Below are 16,844 nucleotides of genomic sequence, written 5' to 3' on the forward strand. Positions count from 1 at the left end.
CAGCTGACGGCATCCGCATCCAGTACGGCGGCAGCGTCAAGCCGGCTACGATCAAAGATCTCATGAAACAGCCGAACGTCGATGGCGCCCTCGTTGGCGGTGCTTCGCTCAAGGCTAAGGACTTCAGCGAGATCGTAAACTACTGATTGTTTTCCTTTAAAGGGAGTAGTATTCTACAATGGCAAAAATCAAACATGCACCGGTCGCTCTCATCATCATGGATGGCTGCGGCCTCGGTGGCAAGCTCGACAAGAGCAATGCGGTAGAAGCTGCGAAGACTCCGGTCCTCGACGGCCTCATCGCAAATTATAACTCGAGTCATCTGCAGGCTTCCGGCGAATTCGTCGGCCTGCCGGATGGTCAGATGGGCAACTCGGAAGTCGGTCATACGAACATCGGTGCCGGCCGCCTCGTTTACCAGCAGCTCACGCGCATTACGCGTGACATCAAGAACGGCGACTTCTTCAAGAACGAAGTCCTCGTCAAGAGCATGCAGGACGTAAAAGCAAATGGCGGTGCACTGCATCTTCTCGGCCTTGTTTCCCCGGGCGGCGTACACAGCTACCAGGGTCATCTCTACGCACTGCTCGAGATGGCAAAACAGCAGGGCATTGAAGAAGTCTATGTCCATGCTTTCCTCGATGGCCGCGATGTGCCGCCGCAGAGCGCACAGCCGTACCTTGAGGAACTCGAGGCAAAATGCAAGGAAATCGGCGTAGGCAAGATTGCCACGGTCGCCGGCCGTTATTACGCCATGGACCGCGACCATCGCTGGGACCGCGAGCAGAAGGCATATGAGGCCATTGCTCACGCAGAAGGCGTGGTCGCCGATGATCCGGTGGCGGGCCTCAAGGCAAGCTACGAGAACGGTGTCAACGATGAGTTCGTCGTGCCGTTTGTCGTCAAGGGCTATGAAGGCATGAAGAACGGCGATGGCGCTATCTTCTTCAACTTCCGTCCGGACCGTGCACGTCAGCTCACGCATGCTTTCGTTGACAAAGAGTTCGATGGTTTTGAGCGCGATGAGAATCTTCACATCCCGTTCACGACGTTCTCGCAGTACGAAGATGGCATGAATGCTGCTGTCGCTTTCCCACCGGAGCACATCGACAAGACTCTCGGCGAGATCATTCAGGACAACGGCCTCACGCAGCTCCGTATCGCTGAGACGGAGAAGTACGCACACGTTACGTTCTTCTTCAATGGCGGCGTCGAAGAGCCGTACAAAGGCGAAGACCGCATCCTCGTTCCGAGTCCGAAAGTCGCTACTTACGACCTCAAGCCGGAAATGAGTGCTGTCGAAGTCACGGATAAGGTTTGCGAGGCCATCCGTTCCGAGAAATACGACTTCATCATCCTGAACTATGCAAACTGCGACATGGTTGGTCATACGGGCGTCTTCCCGGCAGTTGTCAAGGCTGTTGAGACGGTTGATTCCTGCGTTGGCCGCTTCGTGGCAGCCATCAAGGAAGTCGGCGGCGAGGTCTGCATCACGGCTGACCACGGCAATGCCGATAAGATGATGGACTACGTCAACAACCAGCCGTTCACGAAGCACACGACGAACGCTGTGCCGTTCATCGTGGTTTCGGACCGTGTCAAGTCCGTCAAGGACGGCGCTCTCTGCGATATCGCACCGACGCTTTTGACGCTGGCTGGTCTTGAGATCCCGAAAGAAATGACGGGCAAGAACCTCGTAGAGCTTTAATGGCGAGATAGAGGCAGCATTCCCCTGAGCAGGGAAAAGGGCAGGTCTCCTGCCCTTGATGCTGACTCCATGGAGAATGCACCTCAGTATTATATTTTAGAAAAGAGAGGAATACGAACAATGATTGCTTATTCACAGAAAGTGGAAGACATGGCATGCGTAACACAGGAAGTACATCATGGTGCTGCCCCGATTCCTGAAGAAGGCAAATGGGTAAAATCCAAGAACGTCCAGGACATCAGTGGTCTGACCCATGGTGTTGGCTGGTGCGCTCCGCAGCAGGGTGCCTGCAAACTGACGCTGAACGTCAAAGACGGCATCATCCAGGAAGCTCTCGTTGAGACGGTTGGCTGCTCGGGCATGACGCACTCCGCTGCTATGGCTGCTGAAATCCTTCCGGGCCTCACGGTTCTCGAAGCACTCAACACGGACCTCGTTTGCGATGCAATCAACACGGCTATGCGCGAGCTGTTCCTGCAGATCGCTTATGGCCGCAGCCAGACGGCTTTCTCCGATAACGGTCTGCCGGTCGGCGCTGGCCTCGATGACCTCGGCAAAGGCCTCCGCAGCCAGGTCGGTACGCTGTATGGCACGCTCAAGAAGGGCCCGCGTTACCTCGAACTCGCAGAAGGCTATGTCACGAAACTGGCTCTCGACAAAGAAGGCCGCATCATCGGTTACGAAGTCGTACAGCTCGGCAAAGTCATGGAAGCTGTTCGTGCCGGCAAAGATGCCAACGAGGCTATCAAAGCTAACACGAGCACGAAGGGCCGCTTCGCTGACGGTGTTAAGTTCATCGATCCGCGTGAAGAGTAATCTCTTTGCGTAACGAGATTCCGAGTTTCAAGGTAAAAGGAAGGAATGAATAGAATGTCATTATTCGAAGGCTATGAGCGCCGTATTGATAAAATCAACGAAGTCTGCAAACAGTATGGTCTGGCTTCCATTGAAGATGCTAAGAAAGTCTGCGACGAGAAGGGCATCAACCCGTATCAGATCGTAGAAGATCTCCAGCCGATCGCATTCGAGAATGCAAAATGGGCTTACACGCTTGGCGCTGCTATCGCCATCAAGAAGGGCTGCAAGAAGGCTGCTGATGCTGCTAAAGCGATCGGCGAAGGCCTGCAGGCTTTCTGCGTACCGGGTTCTGTTGCTGACCACCGCAAAGTTGGTCTCGGCCACGGCAACCTCGGCGCTATGCTTCTCTCGGAAGAAGCTGGCTGCTTCGCTTTCCTCGCTGGCCACGAATCCTTCGCAGCTGCAGAGGGCGCTATTGGTATCGCTAAGACGGCTAACAAAGTTCGTAAGAACCCGCTGCGCGTCATCCTCAACGGCCTCGGCAAAGATGCTGCTCAGATCATCAGCCGCATCAACGGCTTTACGTATGTCGTAACGGATTATGATTTCAAGGCTAACAAGCTCAACATTGTTGAAGAAATCAAATACGGTACGGATCCGGAGCGTGCTAAGGTTAAATGCTACGGCGCTGATTCCGTTCAGGAAGGCGTTGCCATCATGGAGCACGAAGATGTTGATATCTCCATCACGGGCAACTCCACGAATCCGACGCGTTTCCAGCATCCAGTTGCCGGCTGCTACAAGAAAGCCTGCGTTGAAAAGGGCAAGAAGTACTTCTCCGTTGCATCGGGCGGCGGCACGGGCCGTACGCTTCATCCGGATAACATGGCAGCCGGCCCGGCTTCCTATGGTATGACGGATACGATGGGCCGTATGCACAGCGATGCTCAGTTCGCAGGTTCTTCCTCCGTTCCGGCACACGTTGACATGATGGGCCTCATCGGTGCAGGCAACAACCCGATGGTCGGCATGACCGTTGCTGTTGCTGTTGCTGTACAGGAAGCAATGAACAAATAATTCGCACGGCGAATTTTGCATAGGGTATGGAAGTCAAAAGACTTTCATCAGGCAGCAGAAAGACCGCAGTCCAAAAGGACTGCGGTCTTTTGCTGTCTTTTTTTACGAATGTTTATGACGCGTGCGGTGGTGCAGAATTTTCTGCTGGTACATCAGGCTGTCGGCACGTGCAAGAACTGGGTCTATATTGTCGATTGGCGTGGTCGCAAGAGTCCAGCCGAGGGCAATGCTGATCTTGGCGGCCGCAAAATGTTCGTTGAGTTTCTGCTCAATGGCCTTGGCACTTTGTTCGTCACGGGCTTCATAGAGCATGAGAAATTCATCGCCGCCCATGCGGAAGACGTTGTTTTCGCCGCCGACATGCACGAAGACGGCAGCAGCGGATTGTATCAGCCGGTCGCCGGCTTCATGCCCCTGCGTGTCGTTCGTTTCCTTAAGGCCGTTGAGGTCGCCGAAGAAAAAGGCGTAGCAGCGGTCTGCGGGCAAGGCGCTGATGCGGTCGAGCAGTCCGCGGCGGTTCATAATGCCGGTGAGCTGGTCGACCTTGCTGAGGTGTTCAAGACGCTTCATCATATCGCGGTTGCGCAGCAGAATGGCGAGAAAGCGCGTCAGCGTGGAGAGCAGCAGCGCGGCATCATGGATATGCTCAGGGGCTGGATTGACGGCCTCGACAAAGCCCAAAGGCTGCCCGTCGAGTATGAGGCGGGATGCGACGAGCTGACGGATGCCCGGCAGATGCGGCGCATAGTCTGGATGTATGTTCCAGAAGGCATCGAGGTCCGGCAGGGAAATCGTCTGTTTTTGGGCAAACAGATTGAAGAGAGGCCAGAGCTCGGTGCGGGGAATGGCAGGAAAGTCGGAAGGCAGGTCTTTAGCTTTGTCCCCAGTCCAATGATAGGTAACCTGTACATTGCTGTCCTGCTCTTCGATGATCAGCATGCGTTCGGCATGCAGCTGCTGGCCGATGCGGGCCAGAATCCTTTTGATGCCGTCTTCCGGATTGAGCTCGTACATGCCGAGGCGGATGGCGTCATTGATGGATGCTTCGCGGAAAAGCGTTTCCTTGACATGAGTATCCCGATGGATGTAATCCGCAAGATTGAGGATTCTGGTGAACTGGCAGTTTCGTCCCTGATAGCTGATGATCGTATCCTGCAGCAGAAAGTCCAAGCCGGCAATTGGATTGTGAAAGACGCGTTTATGCGCATGCCCGTAGCTCAGCTGCGGCCGCACGCAGTCTTCGCATGGCGCCGTCAGCCCTGCCATGAGCGCATAGCATTTTTCTCCTTTGCAGGGAGCATCCGGTGCCAGATGAAGGCTCCTGCGCATGGCCGGATTGCAGTAAAGTACGTCATATGTTTCCAAATCGGTGATGACGATGCCATCGGCCGTATTCTCAAAGAGCTCGTAGGGAAAATGAATGGACGGAGCAGCGGCTGCTGATTTTGGCAGGTGTTCATCTTTTCTTTTTAGGCATTTGGTCTCTTCAAGGAATACCATGATGCCGATGATTTTTTCCTGCTGGTAAATGGGATACTTTGATGCATAAACGTAATAGAGTTTCTGCCGGAAGATCACGGTTTCTGCGGCATGCTCGATTGCCTTGCCCGCATACATGACATTTTCTTCTTTTTGCAGCCGGCCCTTGACATCAAGGGAAATGCCGACTTCCTGAGCGGTCTTGCCGATAATACAGGCTTCGTCCGCAAGACCGAGCCAGTTCAGATAGGCTCTGCTGGCACCGAGAAAGCGGTGCTGACGGTCTTTCCAGAAAAACTTACTTTTGGTATGATGGAGAAACGTCTGCCAGAAGACATGCTGCAGGCCGGAGTCCGGCGGCGTAAAGAGATTTTGTTCCATACCGTACGATTTAAGCATCTCAAGGATGAGCTGCTGACGGTCGGGCAGATGGTCGAGAGGATTTTTCGTCAAATATATCAGGACATCCTTGGCAGGTGACTTGACCATGACGATACCCGTAAAAAACAGCCAGTCAAAGCTGCCATTGGTGCGCAGCATGCGGAACGGTGCAGATACTTCAGAACAATGGGAATCAGAGGCTGCCTCATAAAAATTGTCCTTCTTAAAAAGCTCTCGGAAGCGCTGGCGGTCGGATGGATGAATGTAGCGGCTGGCAAAGACAGAAAGGGCCTCATCGATATGGGGGATGCTCATGCCTGCCTTATACTGCGGCGAAACGCTTTCGATGATATCGAGAGTATCGTACTGCATATCCAAATACCAGAGTCCTTCAAATGTCAGGATGATATTGCGCACGATTTGGTCAAAACGTCTGGACTCCCTGTCTTTGACGGCCTCATCAATGCTGATATTGTAAAGTTCTGCGCGGTGGATGGCCTTTTGTCCGACTTGGGCAATGGTCTTTAGATTGACACGCAGATACTGCCCGTTATCGACATACGTCATGGATTCCGACTGGCCGCTCTGTTTTGCTTTGTTGATGAAACGGCGGAATTTATGGCGCATGGGAAAGTCCGGTGCACTGAGAAAGTAGTTGCTGTCCGAGAGGTTCTTGGTGCCAATGCTGTTGAGTGTTTTGAGGTAAGCGGAATTGCACTGCAGGATGCGTATATTCTCATTGTCATCGTAGACGATGGCCACGGGCAGGGCACGGCTGATGTCGATAAGTCCGGCCTGACTGAAGAGCGTATCTTCTTCTTCGGTTTCAATCTTCAGAGACTGGTCATGACAGCGTTCGTGGGATTCTTCTTCTGGAAGCGGCCTGCCAAAATAGTACCCCTGTATTTTTTCGCAGCCGATTCCCCGCAGGAAGTCAGCCTGCTCTTTTGTTTCGACACCTTCTGCGAGTGTATGAATGCCGAGTTCTTTCGCCATACGGATGATGGCCGTCAGGATGGTACGGCTTTTCTTCGTAAAGGGACGCAAAAAGGCCATGTCGAGTTTCAGGGTGTGGAAATGGAAATCTTTGAGTACATTCAAAGAGGAATAGCCGCTGCCGAAATCATCGAGCCAGACTTGATATTCCATCAATTGAAACTGTTTAATCCCCCTGCGGATGGACTGGCTTTGGGCCGTCAGGGCATTTTCCGTGATTTCAAGGTGGATGAGACAGCGGGGCAGGTCGTATCGCTTCAAGATGGACTCGATGTCAGATGCAAGGTCCGTCAGTTGGAAATCAAGCCTTGAGAGATTGACGGATACGGGGCAGACGGGCGTATCCTGATCCATCAGGAAGCGCAGTCTCTTCGCAACGCCTCTGACCATATAGAGGTCGAGCTGGTGGATTAAATTGGCCTCTTCCAATACAGGAATAAAAATATCCGGTGACAGCAGTCCGTGCTCCGGTGCCTCCCAGCGCGCGAGGGCCTCTGCTCCGCATATTTTGCCATTGAGAGAACGGATGACCGGCTGGTAGTAAATCTTGATGTATTCATTCTGCAATGCCGTTTCAAAATTTTCGAGCACGTAATTGCGCAGCCGGTGCAGGCGGCCCATCTCTTCGGTGTAAACGGCAAAATGACGCGTGGCATCCTGTTTGACGGAATGGCAGGCAAGTGCGGCATCATTGTCAAACAAAAAATGGACAGAAGTATCGGGCGAAAGTTTTGTAAGATAGCGGATACCGGCCTTGAGCTCGATATTGGGGCTGGTCAGCAGGAATCTGGCCTCATGGCAGACAGCCTCAACGCGGATCTTGACGTCGGCAGCATCGGCCAGCACGGCAAAGTGATCTGCTCCGAGGTGTGTGATAAGCCTATCGGGAAAATACTTTTGCAGGAGGGCTGCGATTTGCCGCAGGCACTGGTCGCCGCTCTCGATGCCATAAGCGGCATTATAGAGATGGAAGTTCGTGATGTTGAAGAACACAGGACATGATTTCAACATATGACAGGAAGTCCATTCCTGCTCGAGCTGTTCTTTTGCAGAATGGAAGAACTCCTGCATGCTGGGCAATATGGTATGATACCGGCCCTGCGTATGGGCAGCCGGATTTTTGTTTGCTGTATGCTCCATAGGGGGCTCCTTTGAAAGACGATAGGGATAAAGCTGTTTGTTTTTATTATATGATATTTTGAGGAAAGAGGAAAAGGAAATTATTTCGCTTTTAGGCTTCTGCTTTCCCGCGCAGCATGGCGATTTCGCGGGCGTAGCCGGCGGCGTCATTCGGGGTTTCGAGAATGAAGGGCAGGTTCTTGAGGGCATCGTGGCGGATGACGCGCACGAGGGCTTCAAGGCCAATTTTTCCTTCACCAATACGGGCGTGGCGGTCTTTATGACTGCCGCGCTCGTTTTGGCTGTCGTTGAGATGGATGGCTTTGAGGCGGTCAAGGCCGATGATTTTATCAAATTCCGTCAAGACTTCGTCGAGATGATTTTGGATGTCATAGCCGCCATCCCAGACATGGCAGGTATCGAGGCAGACACCAATTTTATCCTGCTGCTCGACGCGGTCAATGATGGCGCGCAGCTCCTCAAAGCTGCGGCCGACCTCCGTGCCCTTGCCGGCCATCGTTTCCAAAAGGACGGTCGTCTTTTGTTCGGGGAAGATTACATCATTTAATTGTCCGGCGATAAGCTCAATGCCTTTTTCCGCGCCCTGCCCGACGTGGCTGCCCGGATGAAAATTGTAGAGATTCCCCGGCAGATGCTCAAGGCGCGCGAGGTCATCCGCCATGGCATTGTGCGCAAAGACGCGCAGATTTTCTTTAGCCGCACAGGTATTCATCGTATAGGGGGCATGGGCGACGAGCGTGCCAAGGCCATGTTCTTCTTTATAGGCAAGAAAGGCCGCGACATCGTCAAGGTCGAGCTCTTTTGCCCTGCCGCCGCGCGGATTGCGCGTAAAGAAGGCAAAGACATCGGCATCGAGCTTTACGGCTTCCCTGCCCATAGCGAGAAAGCCCTTGGCGGAAGAGAGATGGCAGCCAATGTGCAGCTGAGATGTTTTTATCATAAAAATTTACCTCTATTCTTTATCAATAATAATTTTCCGTATTTTGTTCATTGTAACACGTTTAGATGGCACTGCGCAAAAAAAATCACCAGCGAATTGGCTGGTGATTTTTTAGGTTGACCATGTCTTGCGGTATTTTCCGGGCGGCATGCCGACGATGTTGCTGAATACGGATTGGAAGTAATTGGAGTTATTGTAGCCGCACTGCATCGCAATATCCGTGATGGTCATGTTAGTCGTGAGCAGCAGTGTCTGAGCCTCGTCGATGCGGCGCCTTATTATGTACTGCATGGGCGAGGACCCCGTGAGGTCCTTAAACGTATGTGATAAATAATAGAGGTTGATGTGCAGCGCTTCGGCGATATCCGGCAGTTTGAGCTCTTCGAGATAATGGGCATCGATGTATTCCTTGATGCGTGTGCCCATATTAAAGGAAGCATTTTCTTCACTGTTCTCATTGGCCGATGCAGCCAGCCTTACCGTCGTGAGAATCAGGGCCTGTACGAGCCCCGCGGCAATCTCGGCACGGTCGGGGCTGTCATCGTGGAACGCGGCAAAAAGCTTGATTTCTTTGAGCAGGCCGCGCAGAAACGCATGCTGTCCTTCCTGCGAAAGATGCAGGACAAGGGGCTGCGGCGTTTTTACGAGCTGCCCCGGCGCAAGTCCGCAGAGCTGCAGGGCACTGACATGCAGGGTAAAGGCCATGAAGGAGGTATTTACCTTGAAGTCGTGCAAAACGTCGCTGTTGATGAGCACGAGGTCATCGGTGCGCAGCTGCAGACTGCCTTCCTTTAAGAGCAGGCGGCAGTGGCCTTTTTCGACAAAGAGCAGCTCGGCCATTTCATGGTGGGATTTCAATGTGCCGAATGCTGTGGTGTTATTGAGATTTTCAACAGACTCGAGGTAAGGCCGCCGTCCAATTTCGAATTGCGATTGTTTGGGGCTGCCAAACGGGATGGTGGGCATGATATTCGACCTTTCTGCGTTAAAATACTAGAAAATACGTTGGGAAAAACAAAAATTATAAGTTTTCGCACAATACGGACCAAGAATTCAGAGAAATTTCTTGGCATATTCCGGTATAATAAATTCCAGAAAGATCAGTTGATGATAATTTGATGGTTGACTATTGGGAAACTTAATCTTCATATTTATTATTATACTGATAAATCACAAAAAATCCAGTCTTTTCCGGAGAGATTGGAAAAAAGAACTTATAGTTTCGGCTTTTAGAGGAAAGGTAAGGTGGAGAAAATGCTGAAATGGTTTCTGACAGGACCAGATAAGCCTCGCATTCAGGACAAGGCTGTGGTCAAGAAGATGTATCATACAGCACGTGTCCAGGCCGTTACGGCCATGATTCTTGGTTATGGTATGTACTACGTTATGCGCATGACGCTTGGCGTTGCGAAAAAGCCAATGCTGCAGGATGGCTTCACAGCGACTGAACTTGGCATGATGGGCGCTGGCATGCTCGTTGCCATCGCCATCGGTAAATGCGCAAACGGCTTTATCGCCGACCACTGCAATATCAAGAAGATCGTACCGCTGGGCTTACTCGGTGCCGCTATCGTCAATGCCATCCTCGGCATGAGCAATACGACCTGGGTGTTCATCGTACTCTGGGCTGTCAACGGCGTGTTCCAGAGCATGGGCTCCGCGCCGTGTATCGTTTCCCTGTCCCAATGGTTTGCAAAGAGCCAGTTAGCTACTTATTACGGTGTTTTCAGTATCGCACATTATGTTGGTGAAGGTGCTACGTACCTCGGCACTTCGCTGATCATCGCCGCACTCGGCTGGCACGCAGCGTTCTTCGTACCAGGCGTCTGCTGCATCGTGCTCGCTTTCATCATGTACCGCTTCATGCGTGACCGTCCAGAGACGTACGGCCTGCCGTCTGCAAATGAATTTGAAGGTGAAGTTGCACAGGAAAAGAAAGAGCAGCAGGTTTCCACGAAGGAAGCACAGCTCATGGTTATCAAGAACCCGTATGTATGGCTGCTCGCCGCTGCTGCTATCTGCCTTGGTATTTCCCGTTATTCCATTTCGAGCTGGGGCGTTATCTTCCTGCAGGAAGCAAAGGGCTTTGACCTGGTAACGGCCGGCAGTATCATGTCTCTCTCGCCAATTCTCGGTGGTGTTGGTTCCTTCTTCTCCGGCATCATCTCCGATAAGATTTTCCATTCGCATCATTCCGTTACGACGATTGTTTTCGGCGTCATCATGCTGATCGGTATCGCTGGTGTCTGCTATGTACCGGCTGGCGACCCGACGCTCACTTCGATCTGTGTTGCCATCTTCGGTTTTGGCCTTGGCGTCATCCTCTGCTTTGTCGGCGGCCTGCTCGCTGTTGACCTTTGCCCGCGCAAAGCAACCGGTGCTGCCATGGGTGTTATCGGCCTGCTCGCTTATGGCGGTGCAGCCCTGCAGGATATCGTCAACGGTATTCTGGTGGATTCGGCTAAAGTTGTTGTCGATGGTGTCACGACGTATCATTTTGAGACGATCACGACCTTCTGGATCGCTTCGGTTGCCATCATGACGATCCTCATCGTACCGACTCTCTGGGCAAAGAAGCATAAGGATTCGGACGAAGAAGCTGAATAAGATTTGCTAAATCATTCTTTCTCTACTATTATTAAGATAGATATAGGGAAAGAATGATTTATGTTAAGGCAGAAATGAATTATTGTAGTTTATGGAATAAATGACCCTAGTCCCTTGGTGTACCGTTTGCCAGCTTTATGGTGTTGATGGCTGCAGCTGAAGGAAGGACCATGGCAGATCTTGGAGGAGATCATATGAACAAGAATATCATCAACGGGCCCTATCTTCTGGACCCGCGCGCCACGCAGATCACAGTGGCCTGGGAAACAGCTGCGCCAAAGGAGTTTCAGGTGACGGCAAGAACGGCCGATGGTACGGAGCAGAAGGGGGATGTCTGCTGCAAAAAGGAAGGGCCGTGCCAGGAGTATCCAGCGGGTGCGTACATCTACACGGCGGTCCTCAGCAATCTGGCTCCGGATACGGAATATGCTTATACCGTATCGGGCGGCGGCGAAGTGGCAGCGGCCTCTTTTAAGACGCTGCAGGCAAAGCCTAAGACGATGCACATCCTGACTCTTTCGGACTCGCATCTCTTCCATAACAGCGAATTGTTCAAGAAGATGATAGCCGAGGAGAAGCCGGATTTTATCCTGCATGGCGGTGATATTTCTTTCGGCACGGGCTATCAGCATGACCAGTACAAGGATAACTGGTTCCACAAGATCCCGGATATTCTCGCGCGCATCCCCGCATACTATGTGCATGGCAACCATGATGACGGTCCGTTCTATGATGATTACTTTGTAGCAACGCAGGGCCGCACGGTCCACACGGCTGACGGCGGCAATACGTTCTCTTTTGACTACGGGCCTGTGCATTTCACGTTTGTGGACAGCAACCCCTGGGGCCTTTTTGAGATGAATGCCGTCAATTCTGAGATGCCGCTCGACGCGGAAACGCGCAAAAAAATCGATGGCATCCTGCAATGGGTCGAAGACGACCTCACGAGCCCTGCGGCAAAAAAGGCGAAATGGCGCATCCTCATGATGCATCATCCGTACACGGATCCTCTGAATAACCGCTATATCGTGCCCATCGCGGAACGCTGCGGCGCACAGCTCGTGCTCGGCGGCCATCTTCATTACTATATCAAATCGGTTTCCGTTAATCCGAAAATCGGCGCGCGCACGGTCTATATCTGTGAGGGCAGTGCACAGGACCCTGCCGCTGCCTATGAGGAAAGTGCCGGCGAGAAACGCCTGCTCAGCGAGTTCCCTGAAGTCATAGCCACGGGCAACAGCAATTTTGGCATCCTTGACGTGAGTGAAGAGGCCATTGATTATCATATTTACGGCTTCCTCGAGGACGGCACGAAAAAACTCGTCGACACCATCCATCTGACGCATGATGAACCTGCTGTGGAGCTTTCGGATATTGAACTGCGCCGCGTTGACAATAACGGCAACGTTGAAATCCGGGCCTTGGCGGAGAATCGCGGCACGGCCATGGCAGAGGTCACGATTGACCTGCTCGACAACAAGACAGAGCATACAATCAATCTGTTTGGCACGGAGGAGAACAGTCAGGTCATCGTCCTGAAGCCAGGAGAAAAGCGCAAGGTCGGTGCCTTCTATCAGGCCGTGCAGACCGGCGAACACACACTGCGCGTCGGTGAGCAGGAGCTCAAGCTGGTCGTCTTTGAGCCGACCCAGCTTTCCTATGCGCATATGAAAGTCCGCGCTGGCAGGGGCGAAGCTGCCGACTGCCTGATTGCCGGCATTGAGGCGACGAATAATCTCGACCATGAGATTTTTGTCTCGGTACCGCTTTATATCAATCAGCGCATTGCGGAGACGAAGAGCCTGTTCTTCCGCGGCCATGAGAAGCGCTATATCGAATTCCATTATAAATTCCAGCAGGGCGGCGAATATCAGGTCAGCATCGCCGACCAGCTGCCTAAGGAAGTCTCGATTGAGGGCGGCATCCGCATCATCCCGCGCGTGCTCGATAAGTCGGGCCACGGCCATACGGCCCTGCTGCACGGCTCGCCGAAAGTTCGCGAAGTCGATGGGCATATGGAAGTGGCCCTTGAGCAGTACGGCGATTACATCGAGATTCCGGCAAGCCATGACCTTCGAGCCCCGCAGGGCTTTACGGGCATGGTCTGGGCTGAAATCGACCGCCTGGCACGTCCCAATGAGATGGGACATAACCCGCTGATGGTCCGCGGCAAGTCGGTTGGCTGGGGCGCGACGTACTGCCTGCGCATGGTCGTGGAGCGTACGGGCGGCCTCAAATGGGGCATCTGCCATGACATCACGGAATATTCGTGGCAGGGCGGCGATGCGAAAATTGGCGATTGGGCACAGTACACGATGACGTTTGATAAAAAGCGCGGCGGGGATTCCTACTGCGATGGCCAGCAGCTTGCCCATGTCGCCGGCATTGCTGAGGACAATGAAATCCGCCAGTGGGATGATCAGCCTATCTTTGTCGGCTACTCTTATATCGGCCACGTCATTCCGGAAATCGGCCGTCCGAAGTACTTCACGCATCTGCCGGCTCATATCGGCCAGGTCCGCTTCTATAAGTCGGGACTGACGGCCGAGGATAATGAGGAGATTTACGAGCATCCGGAAAATAAGGGGCCGAAGGGGGAGAATCTCGCCGTCTGGCTCGATTTCCGCAATATCCTCAAGGTCGGCACGCATACGACGGAATGGCGTCATCCGGCTGTCTATGATCCGGCTTTCAAAACGCAGAAGAAATATTGGCGTTTCACACAGCTCAAGGCCAAAACGCATCTGCCGCTGCAGGCAGGGCTCAGGGCTACGGTTGAAGTGTCGGATGATATGGCAACCATCAAGGGCAGTCGTCAGATTGTCCTGAAAAACGGCACTAATTATATCGATATCTCGAATCTGCCGGAAGCACAGTATCTGCGCATCCGCACGGAATTTTCGGCCGAGGTCGGCCCGGATGGCACTTTTGTTCCGGAACTTTTGAGTTATCAGGTCGTCGCTTCCAATGAGCGGGACTTCACCGATATGTTCTGGTCGACGCGTCCCGACTGGGAGCGCGGCCGCTTTACAGGGGCCGTTGGCTTTCCGCCGGTTGACCGCCTGCGCGAGTATCCGGAATACACCGATGTCATTCATGGTTAATATTTCGCTTCAACGAAAACCTCTCCAAGGGGGCAGGAAAATTCCTGCTCTCTTTTTTATTGGCATATTTCATTTATATGATGGCATGCAAAAAGACCAGCATTGCTGCTGGCCTCTTATTATAGAAGGAAATATCAAGTTTAATCGAAGTTCATGATGATGGTCTTTTCTTCCGTGAGTTCGCGGATGGCGTACTCAGGGCCTTCTTTGCCGATGCCGCTGTCCTTGACACCGCCGTACGGCATATTGTCCATGCGGAAGCTCGAGCCATCGTTGATGACGACGCCGCCGGCTTCGATGTGCTCAGCTGCGTAATGCGCGATGTAAAGGGAGCTCGTGAAAACACCGGCCTGCAGGCCGTAGCGCGAGTTGTTGACGCCCGCGACAGCTTCTTCAATCGTGTCATACGGGATGATGGAGAAGATTGGAGCAAAGGCCTCGTTTTTGATGACATCCATGTCCGGCGTGACATCCGTGAGGATGGTCGGTTCGTAGTACGAACCGTGGCGATGGCCGCCCGTCAGGATCTTGGCGCCGGCTTCTTTGGCGGCGTTGACCCAGCCCTCGATGCGGACGGCTTCTTTTTCGGCAATCATCGGGCCAAGGCAGGTAGCGGGATCCTTTAAATCACCGGTCTTGAAATTCTTGGCAAAGGCAACGGCATAGTCGCAGAATTCCTTATAGATTTTGCGCGATACATAGACGCGCTGGCACGAGATGCAGACCTGTCCGGCGTTGAGGAAGGCGTATTTCGCGCAGAGCTCGGCTGTTTTCTTGACGTCGCGGACATCCTCGTGGACAATGTTGGCGGAATTGGAGCCAAGTTCAAGCGCGCAGCGGCGGAAGCCGGCTTCCTTCTGCAGGGATTTGCCTACGGGCACGCTGCCCGTGAACGAGAACATGCGGATGCGTTCATCCTTTGTCAGGTATTTGCCGACGAGTGCGCCGGGGCCTGTCAGGAGATTCAGGCAGCCGGCAGGAAGTCCCGCATCGCGGAAAACGTCGCAGAGCAGGGCGGCCGTCAGCGGCGTTGCCGAAGCCGGCTTGTAGACGACGGTATTGCCGGCAGCGAGTGCCGGGCCAATCTTATGCGCTGCAAGGTTTACAGGGAAATTGAACGGCGTGATGGCGCAGACGACGCCAAGCGGCTGGCGAATCGTGAAGGCGAGCTTATGCTGACAGTTTGGCGCACCGGCAAGAGGAATCGTCTCGCCCTTCAGGCGTTTGGCCTCTTCTGCGGAGAGAATCAGCGTCTGATAGGCGCGGCCGATTTCGCCGCGGGCATCATGAAGAGGCTTGCCGGCTTCTGCCGAAAGGGTGCTGGCGAATTCTTCAATGCGCTCGCGCATGAGATTGGCTGCCTTGAGGATGATCTCATAGCGTTCGTAAGGTGAGAGATGAACTTCGTGGAATGCTTTTTCTGCTGCATCGACTGCGGCTTTGCATTCGTTCTCTCCGGCTACGGCGATTTCTGCAATGACTTCATTGGTCGCCTTATGATAGACGGGGCGCGTTTCCTCCGTCATGACTTCTTTCCCACCAATATATAAGGGCTGTTTCTTCATCATGCATTCCTCCTGTTGACATCTGCATTATATGTACGGAATCTCTGGCTTCAGCGCAGGGCCGCGATTTTTTGGACCTCGCTCTGGCGCAGGGTATCCGGCGTAATCAGCTTGATGTGGTTGGCCGTGCAGTACGAGACGTACTTTTCAGGCGGCATTTTATTTGTCACGATATACTGGACTTCTTTGAGTGTGCAGTAGCTCATGAGCGAGGACACATCGAATTTGGAATCGTCGACGAGCAGAAAATGGTCGCAGTCTTTTTCGATGAGGCAGCGTTTGATTTCGCACTCGAGCGGGGAGGCATTCGTGGCGCCGTGCTCAAGTGAGATGCCCGTGCTGGCGAGAAAAACCTTCGATATGTTATAGCGGCGCAGGACCTGTACGACCTGCGGCCCGACAAAGGCCTTGGAAGGAGAGAACAGGGACCCGCCCGTGGCGAGCACATTGAGATTGCTGTAGTTGGAAGCAGCGTTGATGACATGGACACTGGCCGTGACAATGGTCAGGCGGTGTTTGTCCGTAAGGTACGGGATCATATGCATCGTTGTCGTACCGGAGTCGATGTAGATGACATCGCCGTCGTGCACGAAGTCCGCAGCCATGCGCGCAATTTGTTTCTTGGCATCGGCATTGCGCCCTTCGCGCGAAGCAAACGGTTCCGGATCGCCGGATGGCTCTGCCAGCACGATGCCGCCGTATACCTTTTTGATGACGCCCTGTTGTTCGAGCTCGGCAATGTCACGTCGGATGGTATTTTTGGAAACTTGGAACGTATCACAGAGATCATTGATGGAGATGTTGTGCACATTCTTCAATAATTCATGGATACGATTGATTCGATCGATTTTCATGAGAGATCACCCGCTTTATCTGCCCGAGACCATTCTGCGTGTCGAATCTGAACGTCATAAATAATCAACAGGCATTCAAAAAATAATCACTTTATGAGTATATTTGATAAACTTATTATAATAGAATCGCCATCGATAGACAAGGGAAAAAGCAAATAAATATAGTATTATTTTGGGAATTAACCTATATTTATT

Annotated in this window: 11 protein-coding genes; 6 read left to right on the forward strand and 5 right to left on the reverse strand. The window is 52.8% G+C overall.

Annotated elements, in window-relative coordinates:
- The 4 genes from ACI4OH_RS07090 to ACI4OH_RS07105 form a co-directional block, all read left to right on the forward strand.
- Positions 1–146 (forward strand): triose-phosphate isomerase (locus ACI4OH_RS07090; RefSeq protein WP_439784499.1); only part of this gene is annotated, 146 nt, incomplete at its 5' end.
- Positions 147–178: 32 nt separating this feature from the next.
- The gene (gene gpmI, locus ACI4OH_RS07095) at positions 179–1,708 is read left to right on the forward strand and encodes a 2,3-bisphosphoglycerate-independent phosphoglycerate mutase (protein ID WP_439784492.1); all 1,530 of its coding nucleotides are present in this window, start codon (positions 179–181) and stop codon (positions 1,706–1,708) included.
- A 120-nt stretch (positions 1,709–1,828) separates the two neighbouring features.
- On the forward strand, positions 1,829–2,524 hold the full coding sequence (locus ACI4OH_RS07100; RefSeq protein WP_432645956.1) for an iron-sulfur cluster assembly scaffold protein: 696 nt from the start codon (positions 1,829–1,831) through the stop codon (positions 2,522–2,524).
- A gap of 54 nt (positions 2,525–2,578) precedes the next feature.
- Entirely contained in the window at positions 2,579–3,583 is a 1,005-nt protein-coding gene (locus ACI4OH_RS07105) for a GGGtGRT protein (protein ID WP_295712743.1), read from the forward strand.
- Between the two features lie 102 nt (positions 3,584–3,685).
- Here ACI4OH_RS07105 and ACI4OH_RS07110 read toward each other — a convergent pair whose 3' ends face one another.
- From ACI4OH_RS07110 to ACI4OH_RS07120, 3 genes are all read right to left on the reverse strand, one after another.
- Entirely contained in the window at positions 3,686–7,579 is a 3,894-nt protein-coding gene (locus tag ACI4OH_RS07110) for an EAL domain-containing protein (RefSeq protein ID WP_435721464.1), read from the reverse strand.
- Positions 7,580–7,670: 91 nt separating this feature from the next.
- Entirely contained in the window at positions 7,671–8,519 is an 849-nt protein-coding gene (locus tag ACI4OH_RS07115) for a deoxyribonuclease IV (protein ID WP_439784493.1), read from the reverse strand.
- 111 nt (positions 8,520–8,630) lie between these two features.
- Positions 8,631–9,485, reverse strand: coding sequence for a helix-turn-helix domain-containing protein (locus tag ACI4OH_RS07120; protein WP_435721462.1), 855 nt, complete (start codon positions 9,483–9,485; stop codon positions 8,631–8,633).
- Positions 9,486–9,773: 288 nt separating this feature from the next.
- Between ACI4OH_RS07120 and ACI4OH_RS07125 the strand changes: the two genes are divergently transcribed.
- Positions 9,774–11,126 carry an MFS transporter gene (locus tag ACI4OH_RS07125; RefSeq protein ID WP_432645951.1) on the forward strand — a complete coding sequence of 451 codons (1,353 nt, stop codon included), beginning with the start codon at positions 9,774–9,776 and terminating at the stop codon, positions 11,124–11,126.
- A gap of 194 nt (positions 11,127–11,320) precedes the next feature.
- Positions 11,321–14,230, forward strand: a complete 2,910-nt coding sequence (locus ACI4OH_RS07130; RefSeq protein ID WP_432645950.1) for a metallophosphoesterase family protein — start codon at positions 11,321–11,323, stop codon at positions 14,228–14,230.
- Between the two features lie 140 nt (positions 14,231–14,370).
- Here ACI4OH_RS07130 and ACI4OH_RS07135 read toward each other — a convergent pair whose 3' ends face one another.
- A complete protein-coding gene (locus ACI4OH_RS07135) occupies positions 14,371–15,795 on the reverse strand; it encodes an aldehyde dehydrogenase family protein (RefSeq protein WP_432645949.1) in 1,425 nt (474 codons plus the stop codon).
- A 50-nt stretch (positions 15,796–15,845) separates the two neighbouring features.
- A complete protein-coding gene (locus tag ACI4OH_RS07140) occupies positions 15,846–16,649 on the reverse strand; it encodes a DeoR/GlpR family DNA-binding transcription regulator (protein ID WP_439784494.1) in 804 nt (267 codons plus the stop codon).
- Positions 16,650–16,844 lie beyond the last annotated feature (195 nt).

This window comes from Mitsuokella apri, from assembly GCF_051886055.1.
Lineage (GTDB): Bacteria > Bacillota > Negativicutes > Selenomonadales > Selenomonadaceae > Mitsuokella.

What these genes read in the sequence shown, in the direction of transcription:
- gpmI (WP_439784492.1), top strand. Translation starts at nt 179, where the DNA reads ATGGCAAAAATCAAACATGCACCGGTCGCTCTCATCATCATGGATGGC.
- ACI4OH_RS07100 (WP_432645956.1), top strand. Translation starts at nt 1,829, where the DNA reads ATGATTGCTTATTCACAGAAAGTGGAAGACATGGCATGCGTAACACAG.
- ACI4OH_RS07105 (WP_295712743.1), top strand. Translation starts at nt 2,579, where the DNA reads ATGTCATTATTCGAAGGCTATGAGCGCCGTATTGATAAAATCAACGAA.
- ACI4OH_RS07110 (WP_435721464.1), bottom strand. Translation starts at nt 7,579, where the DNA reads ATGGAGCATACAGCAAACAAAAATCCGGCTGCCCATACGCAGGGCCGG.
- ACI4OH_RS07115 (WP_439784493.1), bottom strand. Translation starts at nt 8,519, where the DNA reads ATGATAAAAACATCTCAGCTGCACATTGGCTGCCATCTCTCTTCCGCC.
- ACI4OH_RS07120 (WP_435721462.1), bottom strand. Translation starts at nt 9,485, where the DNA reads ATGCCCACCATCCCGTTTGGCAGCCCCAAACAATCGCAATTCGAAATT.
- ACI4OH_RS07125 (WP_432645951.1), top strand. Translation starts at nt 9,774, where the DNA reads ATGCTGAAATGGTTTCTGACAGGACCAGATAAGCCTCGCATTCAGGAC.
- ACI4OH_RS07130 (WP_432645950.1), top strand. Translation starts at nt 11,321, where the DNA reads ATGAACAAGAATATCATCAACGGGCCCTATCTTCTGGACCCGCGCGCC.
- ACI4OH_RS07135 (WP_432645949.1), bottom strand. Translation starts at nt 15,795, where the DNA reads ATGAAGAAACAGCCCTTATATATTGGTGGGAAAGAAGTCATGACGGAG.
- ACI4OH_RS07140 (WP_439784494.1), bottom strand. Translation starts at nt 16,649, where the DNA reads ATGAAAATCGATCGAATCAATCGTATCCATGAATTATTGAAGAATGTG.